Origin of the sequence: Actinomyces sp. zg-332 (assembly GCF_011751945.2) — a bacterium.
In the GTDB taxonomy this organism is placed as follows: Bacteria; Actinomycetota; Actinomycetes; order Actinomycetales; family Actinomycetaceae; genus ZJ293.
The window spans coordinates 1,255,331-1,275,523 of sequence record NZ_CP064951.1 but is presented as its reverse complement, the minus strand read 5'-3'; the positions used below and the strand labels follow the sequence as shown (position 1 = coordinate 1,275,523).

Annotated in this window: 3 protein-coding genes; 2 read left to right on the top strand and 1 reads right to left on the bottom strand. The window is 37.6% G+C overall.

From position 1 onward, the window contains the following. The first annotated feature begins 136 nt into the window (after positions 1 to 136). Positions 137 to 7,621 (top strand): MSCRAMM family protein, encoded by a 7,485-nt coding sequence (locus HCQ94_RS05140; RefSeq protein ID WP_166982415.1) that lies wholly within the window; start codon positions 137 to 139, stop codon positions 7,619 to 7,621. 524 nt (positions 7,622 to 8,145) lie between these two features. Then, positions 8,146 to 18,198: a SpaA isopeptide-forming pilin-related protein gene (locus HCQ94_RS05135; protein ID WP_166982413.1), complete on the top strand. Its 10,053-nt coding sequence runs from the start codon at positions 8,146 to 8,148 to the stop codon at positions 18,196 to 18,198. A gap of 450 nt (positions 18,199 to 18,648) precedes the next feature. Here the strand turns inward: HCQ94_RS05135 and HCQ94_RS05130 are convergent, their stop codons facing one another. Continuing rightward, positions 18,649 to 19,968, bottom strand: a complete 1,320-nt coding sequence (locus HCQ94_RS05130; protein WP_166982412.1) for a phosphotransferase — start codon at positions 19,966 to 19,968, stop codon at positions 18,649 to 18,651. Positions 19,969 to 20,193: the final 225 nt, after the last annotated feature.

The window sequence follows — 20,193 nt, the reverse complement described above, 5'->3', positions numbered from 1 at the left end:
TTTATTTACTATATAACACTACTTATTCAAAACAAAATACCCTTTGCTGTGGAGTGGACTACTTCAGTTTGCTGTTATATAAAGTATTACATTTCATGCGGGGGGGGGGTAATATTAGGGAGTGAATATGCGCTTTATGCGGAAAATATTATCAGTGTTGCTGATATTGGCTTTAGGAGTAATAACTTATATTACCCCTGCTTATGCTAGTAACAGTAACGATACTTTAAAAGTAGATATAAAAATTATTAACCTTGAAGGTGATAATTCGACTAATGACCGATCAGAGTATTGGGTAAATGAAAATATTAATGCTGCTGCTGATATTAATGTGTCTGGTGAGGGAGCTAGTTTATCTGAACCTTGGGCTAGAATTACTGTTCCAAAACTTGGAGGCAAAATTAAAAAACCTCAGTTTGTGGATTCGGAAAAAGCTTATCAAACTACTTATACAGAAGATGAAAATAACTGGTATGTTACTTATAAGTTTAAGGAATTATCCGGTGGTAATCGCCTGACTTTCCCATTTCCATTTATATTTAATGAAGACCCTACACGTAATGGTGATTCTGTTGACACCAAATTTGAAATTTTAGATGGAAATAGTAGCGATCCTAAAAACGTATTATATTCAGCAACTAAGACTTATACTGCTAAAAAACAAGAGGTTGAATATAATGATTCAAAACTTAGGTTTTCTTATGTTAGTTCATCATTAGATCCAGCTACTAAGCTTCCATATGAATCGTTTATTGCTACTGCGTCTCAGAATGATACGGGTAGTACTGAACGTACAAGGAATCTTCATGCTATTTCATTTTATAATCTTCCACCTGGAACACCAGATAATGTTTCTTATATTACTCCTAAAAATATAAAGACTATTATTACGATACCAGAAGGTATTACTTTTGATACGAAAAAAAATCCCGACTGGACTTATGATGAGAATACTCGTACTGCAAGCCTTATAAGTACAGATGTTAAAAGAAAAAGCCGTAGTTTTGGTGATGGTAGGATAGAAGGATATATTGCAGAACCTACTATTACTTTTAAAAATACTCCTTTTGGTACTTACACTGTTAGTGCAAGATATATTGTTGATTCTGGTTTAGAAACAGAACGTGAATTACCTTCAAGAGATTTTAAATTTGCGGTTACGCGTATTATTTATTTTCCTTCAGGTAACGCATACATTTATAAATATGGAGATGCGCCGGGTTCACCTGTTTATGATTATACTTATGCGGATAATAAATACTATGCTGGTGGTAAACCATATGACGATATGGTATATAAAGGAACCTTCGCAATGTATAATAATGGTTCTTCTCCAACCGATAGCACAAATGGTATTGTTACTAATCTTTATAAGATTACAGATACATTAGATGACGAACGTGTACATTACACTGGTTTTAAAATTAACTTCGATTATTCTGATGTTAAAGAAAATAAAACTGAGTGGATTGAAGAACATAAGGCTCGTTTTAATGCTGCTAACTTTAAACTTTATGGTGTAAAAGATAATGGTGATCGTGTATTAGTTGCATCTAATGTACAAATGGATACACGTGTAGATGTTAATGATCCTAATCGAGAGTTCGTAAAGCTAGAGCTAGAATCTGACCAGCCTTTCAAAATGGATAATATATATGGCAAAACTTACACTTATATTGCTATAAATGATAAAGATAAATCTAAATGGGATAACGGAGAATATACAAGTTCTCAGAGAATTACTTCTGGAATTGAGGCTACTGTAAAGATTGCTAAGGAATCTGATATGGATACAGCAAAGCTTACAGTGCTCAAAGATTTGTATAAGAAAAACCATGCTTACTTAGACGTTGACTCAATACAACCTAGAGCAACTATTTCAGGTAGCGCAGATACGACAGTTGTATATAAAAAGAGTGGAAGTAGAACAGGTTATCTTCTTAGAGGATTGTTTGACAGAGGTGGATGGGGACCGCTAAATAAAGTAGAAAATGTAAAGTATGTTACTTTACTTCCTCCAGGTGTTGAATATGTGAGACGTACTTCTGTCTCTCCATCAAGCCTTACCCCTCCTGCCCCTACAGTTATTCCTAATTATAAGAATACTGGTAAAACAGCTGTTATAACTGAACTGGGTGACTTGGACTTTAGTGTTCTAAAAACTAGAGAAATAGATGCTAGATACGAACTAGAACTTACTATTAATGCTAGTAGGGGAAATAATGAAATTGAAAACTATATAACTTACGATAATAATGATTTAGTGAAGCCTCTTACCGATTCCTATGGTAAAGCTGATAATCTAGATTTGGATGGTGATGGTGATCGTGATGAAGTATTCCTTGCAAGGTCATCTAATATTAACTTTATCCCTCCACTAGAACTCATTGTTACTAAGGAAGTTTCAAACACTAAGGATAATTTCAGTTTTATTTCAGATATAGATTTAGATTCAGAATTTTTCTATAGGATAAAGATTAATAATAACACTATTGCTGCAGCTCCTGTGGCTGATGTTATTGATGTTTTACCTTATGTTGGTGACCATGCTATTGTCGCTAACGACACAGGTGAATATAAAGAACGTGGTTCAGCTTTTGCTGTTGCGCTTTCTAACAGTGTAGAATCTGTGCCTGAAAATGCTGAAGCTTTGGAACTATACGATGTTTTCTATCAGCTAACACCACAAGGAGCTGACTTAGAAAGCGTTCGTGACGGAGCATGGGTTAGTGCTGCGGATGTTCCAAACGGAGATTTCTCGACAGTAAAAAGTATAAAGTTTACTCTAAAATCAGGTAAAAGAATTGCTTCCAAGCAGGAAGTAAGAATTATTATTCCTGCTAGAATGCCATCTGATAAGTCTTTGAGTGAGAAAGATTTTGCTCATAATACATCAGCATTGTCAACCGATCGACGACTATACTCAGAAGGAAATAAAACCAGCGTAGCACCTAATAAGTACAGTATCAGTGGTACTTACTTTAAAGATCTTAATGGAGATGGTGTTATTGGTGATACTGAAGATAAGGTTGCTGGACGTCAAGTTGAACTAATTGATGCTACAACTGGTAATGTGGCTACTGATATTGATGGTAGGCCTATTCCTAGTGTTACTACTGGTGAAAACGGTAAATATTCATTTACAGTTTATAAGCAGGGTGAATATATTGTTCGTTTCGCTAAAGAAAACACAGAAACATTTACATCTGTAAATAATAAAAAGCCTAAGAATAGTAATATTGAGACTTCAGCTGATAACCATGGAGATTCCTACCGTGTTACTTTGTCACCGTCGATAACAGATATTATTGCGAATGCTGGTTTGTATTCTGATAAGCGTGATGTTGTTATTAGTAAGGTTTCTTCTGTTGCTGGTGAAAATGGTATTAAACCGGGTCTTGAAAATGTTGAGTTCAAGCTTTATTCAGTGGCTGATGATTCTTTAGTTGCGACTGCAACTACTAATGAAGTTGGTAGGGCTGTTTTTGCAAATATTCCTTTTGGTGAGTATAAGATTGTTGAATCTCGTCCTTTGCCAGGATATGAAGTATTAGAACCAAATGGTAGAGTTATCAATTTGACTAATGGGGATTTCCCTATACAGATTTTTGAAAACACTCCTATAAAAGGTACAGTCACAGTTACTAAGACTGATAGCGATACTCATGAGGCTATTGGTGGTGTCGAGTTTGTTCTAAAGCAAAACGATAAAGAGATCGTAGCAGCAACAACTAACGATGAAGGTATTGCTACTTTCAATGATGTTGCTTTCGGCGAGTACACTCTTGTTGAGAAAGCTCCTAAGACCGGTTATGCTGCTTCAACACGTACAGAGACAGTAAACATCGACAGAAATGGCAAGCGCGTTGAGATTAGTAACTGGACGAACACCAAGGCTAAAGGTACTGTGACAGTAACTAAGACTGATAGCGATACTCGTGAAGTTATTGCTGGTGTCGAATTTGCTTTGAAACAGGGTGGTCAAGAGGTTACATCAGTAACTACTGGTCAAGATGGTGTTGCTACCTTTAGTAACCTTGTTTACGGTGAGTATACTTTGGTTGAAAAGGCTCCTAAGACCGGTTATGTTGCTTCTACTCGCACTGAGACAGTAAATATTGATGCTGATGGTAAGAGTGTTGCTTTTGCTGATTGGAAGAATACTAAGATAAAGGGTAGTGTTAGTGTTCTAAAGCACGACGGTGATTCTAATAGTCCTCTTGCTGGTGTTGTATTTGCTTTGAAACAGGGTGATGTTGAGGTTGCAACAGCTACAACTGGTCAAGATGGTGTTGCTACCTTTAGTAACGTTGTTTACGGTGATTACACTGTTGTTGAAAAAACAGCTCTAGTTTCACACGTTTTGAACACTGAGACTGTTTACAATGCTAATGTTCGTAATGATGGCGAAAATGTTTTTGTCAACGAAACAGCACCATTCTTGAACTATATCAAGAAGGGTACAGTCACAGTTACTAAGACTGATAGCGATACTAATAGCCTAATTGCTAATGTCGTATTCGCTTTGAAGCAGGGTGAGAACGAGGTTGCTACTGCTACAACTGATGCTCAGGGTATTGCTACTTTCAGTAATGTCAAGTACGGTGAGTATACTTTGGTTGAGAAGACCCCAGTTGAGGGTTATGTTGCTTCTACTCGTAGCGAGACTGTGAACATTGATAGTAATGGTAAGTCTGTTGCTTTTGCTGATTGGAAGAACACTAAGATAAAGGGTAGTATTGCTGTCACCAAGACTGATAGTGATACTCACGAAGCTATCGCTGGCGTTAAGTTCGTCTTAAAGCAAAACGGTCAGGAAGTTGCGACAGCTACAACTAGCCAAGATGGTGTTGCTACCTTTAGTGATGTTGTTTATGGTGAGTATACTTTGGTTGAGAAGACCCCAGTTGAGGGTTATGTTGCTTCTACACGTACCGAGGCAGTAAATATTGATACTAATGGTAAGTCTGTTGCTTTTGATAACTGGACTAACACTAAGATCAAGGGAACTGTTACAGTTACTAAGACTGATTCTGACAGTAACGAAGCTATCGCTGGTGTTGTGTTTGCTTTGAAGCAGAATGGTCAGGAAGTTGCGACAGCTACAACTGGTCAAGATGGTGTTGCTACCTTTAGTGATGTTGTTTACGGTGAGTATACTCTTGTTGAGAAGACTCCAGCTGAGGGTTATGTTGCTTCTACTCGCACCGAGGCAGTAAATATTGATACTAATGGTAAGTCTGTTGCTTTTGCTGATTGGAAGAATACTAAGATTAAGGGAACTGTAACGGTTACTAAGTCTGATAGCGATGATTCAAACGTCAAGCTTGAGGGTGTTGTCTTTGCTTTGAAGCAGGGCGAACGTGAGATTGCTACTGCTACAACTGATGCCCAGGGTGTCGCTACTTTCAGTAATGTTAATTACGGTGAGTATACTCTTGTTGAGAAGACTCCAGCTGAAGGTTATGTTGCTTCTACTCGCACCGAGACAGTGAACATTGATGCTGATGGTAAGTCTGTTGCTTTTGCTGATTGGACTAACACTAAGATAAAGGGTAGCGTTAGTGTTCTAAAGCATGACGGCGATACTAATCTTCCTCTTGCTGGTGTTGTATTTGCTCTAATGCAAAACAATACTGAGATAGCAACAGCTACGACGAATGATGAGGGTATTGCTACCTTTAGCAACGTTGTCTTTGGTGCTTATACTGTGGTCGAAAAGTCAACTCTTGCCTCTCATGTTTTGAATGCTGATACCACTTATAATGCTAATATTCGTACTAATGGTGAGAATGTTTTCGTCAACGAAACAGCACCGTTCTTGAACTATATCAAGAAGGGAACTGTAACGGTAGCAAAGGCTGATAGCGATACTAATGGACCGATTGCTAATGTCGTGTTTGCTCTAAAGCAGAATGGTCAGGAAGTTGCAACAGCAACAACTGGTCAAGACGGTGTTGCTACTTTCAGTAATGTAAAGTACGGTGAGTATACTTTGGTTGAGAAGACCCCAGTTGAGGGTTATGTTGCTTCTACTCGCACCGAGACAGTGAACATTACTGCTGATGGTCAGAATGTTGTATTTGATAACTGGACTAACACTAAGATTAAGGGAACAGTTACAGTTACTAAGACTGATGCTGATAGTCATGAAGCTATTAGTGGTGTTGTCTTTGTTTTGAAGCAGAATGATAACGAGGTTGCAACTACAACTACTGGTCAAGATGGTGTTGCAACGTTTAGTAATGTTGTTTATGGTGAGTATACTTTGGTTGAAAAGGCTCCTAAGGTTGGTTATGTTGCTTCAACTCGCACCGAGACTGTAAACATTACTGCTGATGGTCAGAGTGTTGCTTTTGCTGATTGGACTAACACTAAGATTAAGGGAACTGTAACGGTAACCAAGACTGATTCTGACAGTAATGAAGCTATCTCTGGTGTTGTCTTTGCTCTAAAGCAAGGTGATGTTGAGGTTGCGACAGCAACAACTGGTCAAGACGGTGTTGCTACCTTTAGTGATGTTGTTTACGGTGACTATACTTTGCTTGAAAAGACTCCAGCTGAAGGTTATGTTGCTTCAACACGTAGTGAGACTGTAAACATTGAAAGCAATGGTCAGAGTGTTGAGTTTAGTGATTGGACTAACACTAAGATAAAGGGTAGCGTTAGTGTTCTAAAACATGACGGCGATACTAATCTTCCTCTTGCTGGCGTTGTCTTTGCTCTAAAGCAAGGTGACAAAGAAGTAGCTACTGCTACAACAAATGACGACGGTATAGCTACCTTTAGTAATGTTGTCTTTGGTGCTTATACTGTGGTCGAAAAGTCAACTCTTGCCTCTCATGTTTTGAATGCTGATACCACTTATAATGCTAATATTCGTACTAATGGTGAGAATGTTTTCGTAAATGAAAATGATCCATTGTTGAATTATGCGAAGAAAGGCACTGTGACAGTTACCAAGACTGATTCTGACAGTAACGAAGCTATCTCTGGTGTTGTCTTTGCTCTAAAACAAGGTGATGTTGAGGTTGCGACAGCAACTACTGGTCAAGATGGTGTTGCTACATTTAGTGACGTTGTTTACGGTGAGTATACTCTTGTTGAGAAGACTCCAGCTGAAGGTTATGTTGCTTCTACACGTAGTGAGACTGTAAACATTGAAAGCAATGGTCAGAGTGTTGAGTTTAGTGATTGGACTAACACTAAGATCAAGGGCAGTGTCGTTGTTTCTGTTACTGATAAGGTTACTGGTGCTCCTATTTCTGGTGCTTTGATTGAGTTGAGGGAAAAGGGAACTAGTAAGGTTATTTCTAAAGGTAAAACTACTGCTTCTGGCAAGGTTACTTTTGTTGATGTGCCTTACGGTGAGTATGAGGTAGTTCAGGTTGCTTCAACTGGTACTTATGTCTTTAGTACTGATCCGGTTTCGGTTTCGATTATTGAAGATGGTCGTGTTGTTGAAGTAGCTATTACTAATACTCGTAGGGTTGAATTGAAGAAGGTTCCACGTAAGAGGTTAGTAAATACCGGTGTGGACACATCTGCTTTGTATCTAATGGTTGTCTTTGGAATTTTGGGATTTGGTCTTGCAGTTCCGAGGAAAAAGCAGAGTGAGTAATTGAGTTTATTCTCGTAAGTGAGCGGTAGGGTCAGCTTGTTTTATAGTTGATTCTACCGCTTTTTATTTAAAGATTTACTATAGGTGAGGTGATAAAGGTTTGAGATATGAGGGTGTGAAGTATATTGTGTTTTTGTTTATTTTTTATATAAAATAAATATTTGTTACTTTATTCGAGTATTTATTTTAATTACATCAAACTAGTAAAGGAAATAAATCGAACTTTATAATATTTATATAATTTTGTGACATAAAATGTGATTTTCTTAACTAGTAATATTATGTTTTTCTCTCTAAAAAATTTCTAACATTCAAAAGAATGCCTCTGTTATAAAAGTTTTATATAGAATTTGTCTATTTTTAGGATTGTTAATCTATTCATTGGGATAGGGTGGTATTTTTTATATGTTATATCTCTAAGATTTTTTATAGCTAGTTTAGATTTTCTTATTTGTAAAAAAGTTTTTAATTCTTTTGTTACTTATTTGAAACTAAATTGGTGACTACTTCATAGGGGAAGAATCATGTCGTACACACGTAAAGTGATGTCTATACTTTTAGTATTAGCATTGGGGATAATAACATATATTACTCCTGCCTATGCTGATGATAATCCCAGTTCGTTAAGAGTGGATTTGAGAATTATCAATATTGAAAGCAATGGATCAATAAATGATAAATCTGAGTTTTGGGTGAAAGATACAATTAATGCTGCAGCTGATATTAATGTATCAGGTAGTGGAGCAAATATACCTGAACCTTGGGGTAGAGTTACCGTTCCAAAAATGAACGGAAAAATTGTAAAACCAGACTTCGCAGCTTCTCAAAAAGCATATGAAACTGTTTACGCAGAAGATGAAAATAACTGGTATGTTACCTATAAATTTAAGGAGTTATCTGGTGGTAACCGTCTGAGCTTACCGTTTCCTTTTAGATTTGTAGAAAGTACTGCGGAAAACGGCGACTCTGTAGATGTAAAATTTGAAATTTTAGATGGTAATAGTCCTGACCCTAAAAATGTATTATATTCAACAAATAAGGTTTACACTACTAAAAAGCAAGAAGTCGAATATAACGAATCTATATTTAAAATCGAATCAAGTTATAGCACAGGTTCAGGCGGGGTACCATATTTTACAGCACCAGTACTTCGTGGGGAAACTGATACTGGTAATAAAGAAATCCCTATAAGCTTAAAAACTGTTGCTGTGTACGATACACCTAGTGAAAACGAAAATAAGCTTACTTATATTAAACCTACTAATATAAAAATGACAGTTACCATTCCTGAAGATATTACTTTTAAGACAGAAGATAACCCAGGGTGGAGCTACGATGAGACCACTCGTATAGCTAGTATCGTAGTAGAAAGAACAGAAGGAAGTTCTAGTGTTCACACTAGCAATAAAATAGGAATCTACAAGATACCAGTTGTAAAGCTAAAGAATACTCCTTTTGGTGACTACACTTTTAATGCTAGATACATTGTTGACGCTGGTTTGCCAAGCGAAAGAGAACTTACTCCAAGAACCACTACATTTAACGTAAGACCAACTATTTTTGTTCAAACTGGTAGTATGTATATTTTCAAAGAAGGACATAAAGTATCTCCCTCCGATTTGCATTCATATTCTTATTCAAATGATGGAAAATACTATATTGGAACAAAGCAGTATAACGAAATGATGTATACGAGTAGCTTTTCTGCCTATAACAACGGTGCCACACCGACTGAACCGAATGGTGGTAAAGTAACTCATGTATATAAAATTATAGACACCTTAGATGATGAACGTATCCATTACACAGGCTTTACATTTGATGTCAACGATATAACGGGCAATACTAACGTTAATAGTAGAGAATTAGTTGAAGAAAACGTAAATCGTTTTAACAGTTCTAACATTAAACTTTACGGCATTAAAGCAAATGGTGACCGTGTGCTAATTGCATCTAATGTGCAAAATAATGTACGTGTCGATGTAAACGATCCTAACCGAGAGTTCGTCAAATTAGAACTTGAAGGGGAAGAACCGTTCAAACTTGACAATGTAAGAGGAAATATTTACACCTATGTTTCTATAAATGACTCAGAAAAACAAAAATGGAATAATCGAGAATATTCAGAGCCACAAAGATACCCTTCTCGTGTCGAAGCAGAAGTTAAAATAAGTAATGAATCAAATCTATCTAACACAAATAAACAAACAATTAGAGATTTACATAGAAATAGTAGAGCTTATGTCGATTTGAGAAAACTTACTCCAGAAAGTGACATTAATGTACCTGACGATATGAGGGTAGTTTATAAAAATACTGGAAACAAAGTGAATTATAGGGTTGGAGGTATTTTTAATAGTGGTGATTGGGGTCCAATTCACAATATAGAAGGTATGAAAACTATTACTTTGTTGCCTCCAGGTATTGAATATGCTGGACTCTCACGTATATCTCCACCAAGCATTAAAGTTCCAGAACCTGTCATTATTCAAAATTATAAAAATACTGGTAAAACAGCAATTATATGTGATATAGGTGATATTGATTTCTCAGAAATTGGACGAAGAGACGTAAATATTGACTACACTCTAAACGTTACCCCATACACCAGTAGAGGTATTAATAAGGTTGAAAATTATCTGTTATACGATGATAACAATATTATTACACCAAGAAGTAGAGAACGTACATATATAGATGCTATGGACTTAGATGGTGATGGTGACCGTGACGAGAAATTTGTTACTCTCTCATCTAATATTGACTTTATTCCACCTTTGGAGTTAATTGTCACTAAAGAAATTTCTCCTAATAAAGAAAGCTTCGGATTCGTCTCAGATATAGATTTAGGTGCAGATTTCTTCTACAGGATAAAGATTAATAATAATACAGTTGCTGATACTACTGTTGCTGATATTATTGATGTTTTGCCTCATGTTGGTGACCATACCATCGTTGCTAATGACGCGGGTGAATATATAAACCGTGGTTCAGCATTTGCTGTTACTCTTTCTAATAGTGTAGAGTCTGTGCCTGAAAATGCTGAGGCTTTGAAGTTATACGATGTTTTCTATCAGCTAACACCACAAGGAGCTGACTTAGAAAGCGTTCGTGACGGAGTATGGGTTAGTGCTGCGGATGTTCCAAACGGAGATTTCTCGACAGTAAAAAACATAAAACTTGTTTTGAAACCAGGAAAAGTTATTCCTACTCAAAGTGAAGTAGACATTATTATTCCAGCTAAAATGCCGTCTGATAAAAATCTAACTAGGAATGATTTTGCTTATAATACATCAGCTTTGTCAACTAACCATTCTACTTTCTCAGAAGCTAACAGAGTTACTACAGTGCCTAACCGCTATGAAATCTCTGGTACTTACTTCAAAGATTTTAATGCAGATGGAGTTATAGGTGACACTGAAGACAAAGTTGTTGGACATCAAGTTGAACTAATTGATGCTACAACTGGTAATGTTGCCACTGATATTGATGGCACACCTATTCCTAGTGTTACTACTGATGAAAATGGTAAATATTCATTTACAGTTTATAAGCAGGGTGAATATATTGTTCGTTTCGCTAAAGAAAACACAGAAACATTTACACCTGTAAATAACAAAAAGGCGAACAACAGCAACGTTGAGAGTTCAACTAATAACCACGGAGACTCCTACCATATCAGTTTAGACTCATCAACACCTACTGATATCTTTGCTAATGCTGGTTTACTTTCTGATAAGCGTAACATTGTTATTAGTAAGGTTTCTTCTGTCGCTGGTGAAAATGGTATTAAACCGGGTCTTGAAAATGTTGAATTCAAACTTTACTCAGTAGCTGATGATTCTTTAGTTGCAACTACAACCACTAATGAAGTTGGTAGGGCTGTTTTTGCAAACATTCCTTTTGGTGAATACAAGATTGTTGAATCTCGTCCTTTGCCAGGATACGAAGTAACAGAACCAAACGGCAGAATTATTAACCTAACACCAGGAGAGTTTAATATACAAATGTTTGAAAACACTCCTATAAAAGGTACTGTGACAGTTACTAAGACTGATGCTGATAGTCATGAAGCTATCGCCGGTGTTGTTTTTGCTCTAAAGCAGGGTGATAACGAGGTTGCAACAGCAACTACTAACGATGAAGGTATTGCTACTTTCAATGATGTCGCCTTTGGTGAGTACACTCTTGTTGAGAAAGCTGCTAAGACTGGTTATGTTGCTTCAACACGCACAGAGACTGTAAACATCGACAGAAACGGTAAACGTGTTGAGATTAGTGACTGGACTAACACTAGGATTAAGGGAACTGTAACGGTAACTAAGACTGATAGCGATACTCGTGAGGCTATTTCTGGTGTTGAGTTTGTTCTAAAGCAGGGTGATAACGAGGTTGCAACGGCAACTACTGGTCAAGATGGTGTTGCTACCTTTAGTGATGTTGTTTACGGTGAGTACACTTTGGTTGAAAAGGCTCCTAAGGTTGGTTATGTTGCTTCTACTCGCGCTGAGACAGTAAATATTGATGCTGATGGTAAGAGTGTTGTTTTTGCTGATTGGAAGAACACTAAGATCAAGGGAAATATTAGTTTGAGTAAGGTTGATGCTGATACTAATCTTCCTCTTGCTGGTGTTATATTTGCTTTGAAGCAGGGTGATAACGAGGTTGCGACAGCTACAACTAATGATCAGGGTGTTGCTACTTTCAGTAACGTTGTTTATGGTGATTACACTGTTGTTGAAAAAACAGCTCTAGTTTCACACGTTTTGGATACTACTACGATTCACTCGGTAAGTATTCGTGAAAACGGTACAACAGTCGTATTAACGCAAGCACCTCTAACTAACACTATAAAGAAAGGCACAGTAACAGTAACCAAGACTGATAGCGATACTAATGGACCGATTGCTAATGTCGTGTTTGCTCTAAAGCAGGGTGATAACGAGGTTGCAACGGCAACTACTAACGATCAGGGTGTTGCTACTTTCAGTAACGTTGTTTATGGTGAGTACACTTTGGTTGAGAAGACTCCTAAGGTTGGTTATGTTGCTTCTACTCGCGCTGAGACAGTGAACATTGATGCTGATGGTAAGTCTGTTGTTTTTGATAACTGGGCTAACACTAAGATCAAGGGAACTGTTACAGTTACTAAGACTGACAGTGATGATGCAAATGTCAAGCTTGAGGGTGTTGTATTTGCTTTGAAACAGGGCGATAACGAGATAGCTACTGCTGTTACTGGTGCTGATGGTATCGCTACTTTCAGTAACGTTGTTTATGGTGAGTACACTTTGGTTGAAAAGACCCCTAAGGTTGGTTATGTTGCTTCTACTCGCACCGAAGCTGTAAACATCGACAGAAACGGTAAACGTGTTGAGGTTAGTGACTGGACTAACACTAAGATCAAGGGAACTGTAACGGTAACTAAGACTGATAGTGATAGTCATGAAGCTATCGCTGGTGTTGTTTTTGCTCTAAAGCAGGGTAATGTTGAGGTTGCAACTGCAATAACTGGTCAAGACGGTGTTGCAACATTTAGTAACGTTGTTTATGGTGAGTACACTTTGGTTGAGAAGACTCCTAAGGTTGGTTATGTTGCTTCTACTCGCGCTGAGACAGTAAATATTGATGCTGATGGTAAGTCTGTTGTTTTTGCTAACTGGACCAATACTAAAGTAAAAGGTACTGTGACAGTTACTAAGACTGATGCTGATAGTCATGAAGCTATCGCTGGTGTTGTTTTTGTTCTAAAGCAGGGTGAGAACGAGGTTGCTACTGCTACTACTAATGATCTGGGTGTCGCTAGATTTAGTAACGTTGTCTTTGGTGAGTATTCTTTGGTTGAGAAGACTCCTAAGGTTGGTTATGTTGCTTCAACTCGCGCTGAGACAGTAAATATTGATGCTGATGGTAAGTCTGTTGTTTTTGCTGATTGGAAGAATACTAAGATTAAGGGTACAGTAACGGTTACTAAGACTGACAGTGATGATGCAAATGTCAAGCTTGAGGGCGTTGTTTTTGCTTTGAAGCAGGGTGATAACGAGGTTGCTACTGCTGTTACTGGTGCTGATGGTATCGCTACTTTCAGTAACGTTGTCTTTGGTGAGTACACTTTGGTTGAGAAGACTCCTAAGGTTGGTTATGTTGCTTCAACACGTACAGAGGCTATAAACATTGATACCAATGGTAAGTCTGTTGCTTTTGATAACTGGGCTAACACTAAGATCAAGGGAACTGTCACGGTTACTAAGTCTGATAGTGACAGTCATGAGGTTATTTCTGGTGTTGTGTTTGCTTTGAAACAGGGTGATAACGAGGTTGCAACAGCAACAACTGGTCAAGACGGTGTTGCTACCTTTAGTAACGTTGTCTTTGGTGAGTATTCTTTGGTTGAGAAGGCTCCTAAGGTTGGTTATGTTGCTTCAACACGTACTGAAACAGTGAACATTGATAGTAATGGTAAGTCTGTTGTTTTTGCTGATTGGAAGAATACTAAGATTAAGGGAACTGTAACGGTAACTAAGACTGATTCTGACAGTAACGAAGCTATCGCTGGTGTTGTCTTTGCTTTGAAACAGGGTGATAACGAGGTTGCGACAGCTACAACTAATGATCAGGGTGTTGCTACTTTCAGTAACGTTGTCTTTGGTGAGTACACTTTGGTTGAGAAGACTCCTAAGGTTGGTTATGTTGCTTCTACTCGCACTGAGACAGTGAACATTGATACCAATGGTAAGTCTGTTGTTTTTGCTGATTGGAAGAATACTAAGATTAAGGGTACTGTCACGGTTACTAAGACTGACAGTGATGATGCAAATGTCAAGCTTGAGGGTGTTATTTTTGCTTTGAAACAGGGCGATAACGAGATAGCTACTGCTACTACTAATGATCAGGGTGTTGCTACCTTTAGTGACGTTGTCTTTGGGGAGTATGCTCTTGTTGAGAAGGTTCCTAAGGTTGGTTATGTTGCTTCTACTCGCACTGAGACAGTAAATATTGATGCTGATGGTAAGTCTGTTGTTTTTGCTAACTGGACCAATACTAAAGTAAAAGGTACTGTTACAGTTACTAAGACTGATGCTGATAGTCATGAAGCTATCGCTGGTGTTGTCTTTGCTTTGAAGCAGGGTGAGAACGAGGTTGCAACAGCAACTACTAATGATCAGGGTGTTGCTACTTTCAGTAATGTTAATTACGGTGAGTATACTTTGGTTGAGAAGACTCCTAAGGTTGGTTATGTTGCTTCTACTCGCACTGAGACAGTAAATATTGATGCTGATGGTAAGAGTGTTGTTTTTGCTGATTGGAAGAATACTAAGATTAAGGGTAGTGTTAGCGTTCTAAAGCATGATGGTGATTCTAATAGTCCTCTTGCTGGTGTTGTGTTTGCTCTAATGCAAAACGGTCAGGAAGTTGCTACTGCTACAACTGGTCAAGATGGTGTTGCTACTTTCAGTAGTGTTGTTTACGGTGCTTACACTGTAGTTGAAAAATCAACTCTTACCTCTCACGTTTTGAATACTGAGACTGTTTATAATGCTGATGTTCGCACTGATGGTGAGAATGTTTACGTGAATGAAAACGATCCTCTTCTAAACTATGAGAAGAAGGGTACAGTCACGGTTACCAAGACTGACAGTGATACTAATGAAGCTATCAGTGGTGTTGTCTTTGCTTTGAAACAAGGCGAACGTGAGGTTGCCACTGCTGCTACTGGTGCTGACGGTATAGCTATATTTAGTGGTATAAAGTATGGTGAGTATTCTTTGGTTGAGAAGGTTCCTAAGGTTGGTTATGTTGCTTCTACTCGCACTGAAATAGTGAACATTGATGCTGATGGTAAGTCTGTTGTTTTTGCTGATTGGAAGAATACTAAGATTAAGGGTACTGTAACGGTAACTAAGACTGATAGTGATAGTCATGAAGCTATCGCCGGTGTTGTTTTTGCTCTAAAGCAGGGTGATAACGAGGTTGCAACTGCAACTACTGGTCAAGATGGTGTTGCTACTTTCAGTAATGTCAAGTACGGTGAGTACACCTTAGTTGAGAAGACTCCGCTCAAGGGTTATGTTGCTTCTACTCGCACTGAAACAGTGAATATTGATGCTGATGGTAAGTCTGTTGCTTTTGATAACTGGGCTAACACTAGGATTAAGGGAACTGTAACGGTAACTAAAACTGATAGTGATAGTCATGAAGCTATCGCCGGTGTTGAGTTCGCTTTGAAACAAGGTGATAAGGAGATAGCAACTGCAACTAGTGGTCAAGATGGTGTTGCTACTTTTAGTGATGTTGTTTATGGGGAGTATTCTTTGGTTGAGAAGACTCCAGGTGAGGGCTATGTTGCTTCTACTCGTGTGGAAAGAGTAAACATTACTAGTGATGGTCAGGCTGTGGTATTTGCTGATTGGAAGAACACTAAGATCAAGGGCAGTGTCAGTGTTCTAAAGCATGATGGTGATACTAATAGTCCTCTTGCTGGTGTTGTATTTGCTCTAATGCAAAATAATACTGAGATAGCAACAGCTACGACGAATGATGAAGGTATTGCTACTTTTGCTAACGTTGTTTATGGTGCTTACACTATTATTGAAAAATCAACTCTTACTTCTTATATTTTGGATACATACACTGCTTATAATACTGAAGTTCGTGCTAATGGTGAGAATGTTTTCGTGAATGAAAATGACCCATTGCTGAATTATGTGAAGAAAGGCACTGTAACAGTAACTAAGTCTGATAGCGATACTCATGAGCCTATTAGTGGTGTTGTATTTGCTTTGAAACAGGGCGAACGTGAAGTTGCGACAGCTACAACTGGTCAAGATGGTGTTGCTACTTTTAGTGATGTTGTTTATGGGGAGTATTCTTTGGTTGAGAAGACTCCTAAGGTTGGTTATGTTGCCTCTAGTCGTGTGGAAAGAGTGAACATTACTAGTCGTGGTCAGAGTGTAGAGTTCAATGACTGGAGTAATACTAAGATTAAGGGAAGCGTTACTGTAACCAAGACAGACAGCGATACTGGTGAGGCTATTGTTGGTGTTGAGTTCGCTTTGAAGCAAAACGGTAATGAAGTTGCTACTGCTACAACTGATTCCCAGGGTGTTGCTACTTTTAGTAATGTTAAGTACGGTGAGTATACTTTAGTTGAGAAGATACCTGCTGAGGGTTACTTACCATCTACTCGCACTGAGACAGTAAATATTGAAACTGACGGTCAGGCTGTGATTTTTGCTGATTGGAAGAATACTAAGATTAAGGGTAGTGTTAGTGTTCTAAAGCACGACGGTGATTCTAATAGTCCTCTTGCTGGTGTTGTCTTTGCTTTGAAACAGGGTGATGTTGAGGTTGTAACAGCTACAACTGGTCAAGATGGTGTTGCTACATTTAGTAACGTTGTTTATGGTGATTACACTGTTGCTGAAAAAACAACTCTAGTTTCACACGTTTTGAACACTGAGACTGTTTACAATGCTAATGTTCGTAATGATGGCGAAAATGTTTTTGTCAACGAAACAGCACCATTCTTGAACTACATCAAGAAGGGTACAGTCACAGTTACTAAGACTGATAGCGATACTAATAGCCCAATTGCTAATGTCGTATTCGCTTTGAAGCAGAGGGAGAACGAGGTTGCTACTGCTACAACTGACGCTCAAGGTGTTGCTACTTTCAGTAATGTTGTTTATGGTGAGTATACTTTGGTTGAGAAGACTCCAGTTGAGGGTTATGTTGCTTCTGCTCGTAGCGAGACTGTGAACATTGATAGTAATGGTAAGTCTGTTGCTTTTGCTGACTGGAAGAACACCAAGATTAAGGCTCCTATTGTATTGACCAAGACCGATACTGATAGTGGCAAGCCTTTGCAAGGTATTACTTTCGAGCTACGTAAAGGTAGTGAAGTAGTCGATACTAAAGTTACCGATGCTGAGGGTAAGGTTATTTTTGCTAGTGTTCCTTATGGTGATTACACTCTAGTTGAAACTAAGACATTGGATTCACATATTTTGGACTCTACACCTATTGCTGTTCAGGTTCGCGAAAACGGAGTGGAAATCACAAAAGCAATGTCAAACACTGTCAAGAAAGGTACAGTCATAGTTACCAAGACTGATAGTGATACTCACGAAGCTATCAGTGGTGTTGTCTTTGCTTTGAAACAGAGTGATAAAGAGATAAGTACTGCTACTACAGACAATAAGGGTATAGCTACCTTCAGTAATGTTGTTTACGGTGAGTACACTCTTGTTGAAAAGACTCCAGCTCAGGGCTACACTGCATCAACTCGCACCGAAACAGTAAAAATCGATGTAAATGGCAAGATCGTAGCATTCCGCGATTGGACTAACACCAAGGTTAAACCATCTGTTAGCGTTCCTACTACCGAGGGTGATACTGCTAAAGATATTGTTAATCCTCCTAAGAATGATATGAAAGAAGCCAAACATGAGTTGAAAGAAATTCCACATAAGAGGTTAGTGAACACTGGTATAGATACGAATGTATTGTACCTATGGCTAATCTTTGGAATTTTGGGACTTACTTTTATCATTCCAAGAAAAAAGTTAAGTGACTAATTAAGCCTAATTTATAAAACAATACAGGTGGTAGAGGATAGGTTTACGCAATCTGTTCTCTACCACCACCAATTTAAAGCAGATTAAGGTTATATTTTGAAAACGTTTTCGCTACTCATGGCTACTTTTATAGCAAAGCTTGCAACTAAAACTCACACTTCACACAACAGAAACTAGTATTTATAACCTATTTTGGCTGAGCAAACCATTCAAACAAACTTATATTATTCTCGCTATTTCATAATGCTCTATACTACTTTTTCTATTCACCCTTATATAGAACAAGTTCAGGAATAAGCTTATAAAAACTAAAATCAGGTATCCAAAAGTTTAAAAAACAATAAAAGTCACTTTACTATTTAGTCACTTATACACGTACACAATCAAGCACGTAAAAGCACTAATAATAAGTTTCAAATAATATGTTTTGAACTAACTAAACTACCAACACTATTCTTCTTCAGAAACATTTGTATCTATTTCTTTGTAAGAAGAAACATCTATAGCTTCAGTTTTCTCAAAATCACTCGCAGCGTTTTCTATAACATCATTTTCAAGCTTTACTGTGTTCTCAACATTTATATCCATAGAAGATATAAAATCTGTACCAGTACTTTGCTTTTGAACATTAGTTTCTACTTTGTGCTCAGAAGAAGAAAAATCATGTTTTGACGTTTTCTCGGACGGAACATTATGTTTCAAATCATCTATTTTTGGAGAATGTAAATTCAAATTCTCTAGTTTACGTACATTCTCAAGCTCTATTTCTTCACGTATGCGACGATTTTCTTCCTGCAACTTCAAAGCCTTTTCAGCTTCAATTTTACGCATTTCTTCTTCTGCAGTAATGCTGTCTGATAGTTCGGAAAGCATTTGAGCTGCGTCCTCAACTATCTCATTATTGTTTGTGTGTACACCGTGAAGCAGCCATTTTAGAATCATCAGTTCGCTATGTAGCTTCGCTCTTTCAACAAATGACTTAAAATCTGGTTGTGGGTTTAGCTGATTGTAGACTTTAAACACACGGTTTAGGGTATCTGAAGAAGCAACACCAAATAGCCAAGCGAAATCTTCAGCAGGATCACCAATATGCATATTAGTAAAATCAACTATTCCTGAAACCATATAGCTCTTCACATAGAAAGAATCTGCTGATAGATTTGCATGAATTACGCAAGGAGTTAATCTCCAGAGAGAAACGTCCTCGATCATTTTTTCCCATCTTGAGAATAAAGCTTTAGGTAGCTTTCTAGTTTGCATACCCTCATCTAAATCTGAAAGTAACCTGCGTTGTATATCTGTAACCGTATAAGCAGGCAAGGAATTATTTATGGCAATTGTATCTTTCAATGAATGTAAAGATGAGATAGCTTTTGCTACGGCTGAAGCATAACTAGTTGAAGTGAATAAATCGGCATCGTCAAGAGGTCTACCTACAACTGGTTCAAAAATATATGCTTTCCCCACATTAGGTATAGGATAGCTAGCGATAGGTATAAGAGTGGAAATAGTAAATTCTTTATTTTCACGAGCAATACTAAGGGAGGATAAGATACTGACGTGTCTTGCCAAAGTTAAAGCAGCGTTTTTTGAACGTGGAGCAATAACAGTGTACTCTTTATTTTTTCTCTCGACGCTTTTTACTAATATATTCGTTGATAAAAAATCGTCACTTTGGGACTGCGGTAAGCAAGTTCCAACAATATCAGCATCTTTAAGTGCAGCTGATGCTAGAGCTGCTAGTGAAATATATTTATTGGATTTATACACATAAGCATATTATGATTTTTTCCCCTAAACTTCCAATATCACACTCAGTAAATAAGTACTTTCTTTATATAAATGTGCTTACTATGGCAATAAATAGTTATACGTTTGTAATATAAATACTTTCTCACAAATATCTAAAAAATAATATCGACTTTGTATAGCAGATATATAAAACTCTGCTAGAATAAATGGTCTATTTTCCTATAATTTGTTTTACGAGTGGAC

Coding starts and splice junctions, on each gene's coding strand:
- HCQ94_RS05140 (WP_166982415.1), top strand. CDS start 137: ATGCGGAAAATATTATCAGTGTTGCTGATATTGGCTTTAGGAGTAATA.
- HCQ94_RS05135 (WP_166982413.1), top strand. CDS start 8,146: ATGTCGTACACACGTAAAGTGATGTCTATACTTTTAGTATTAGCATTG.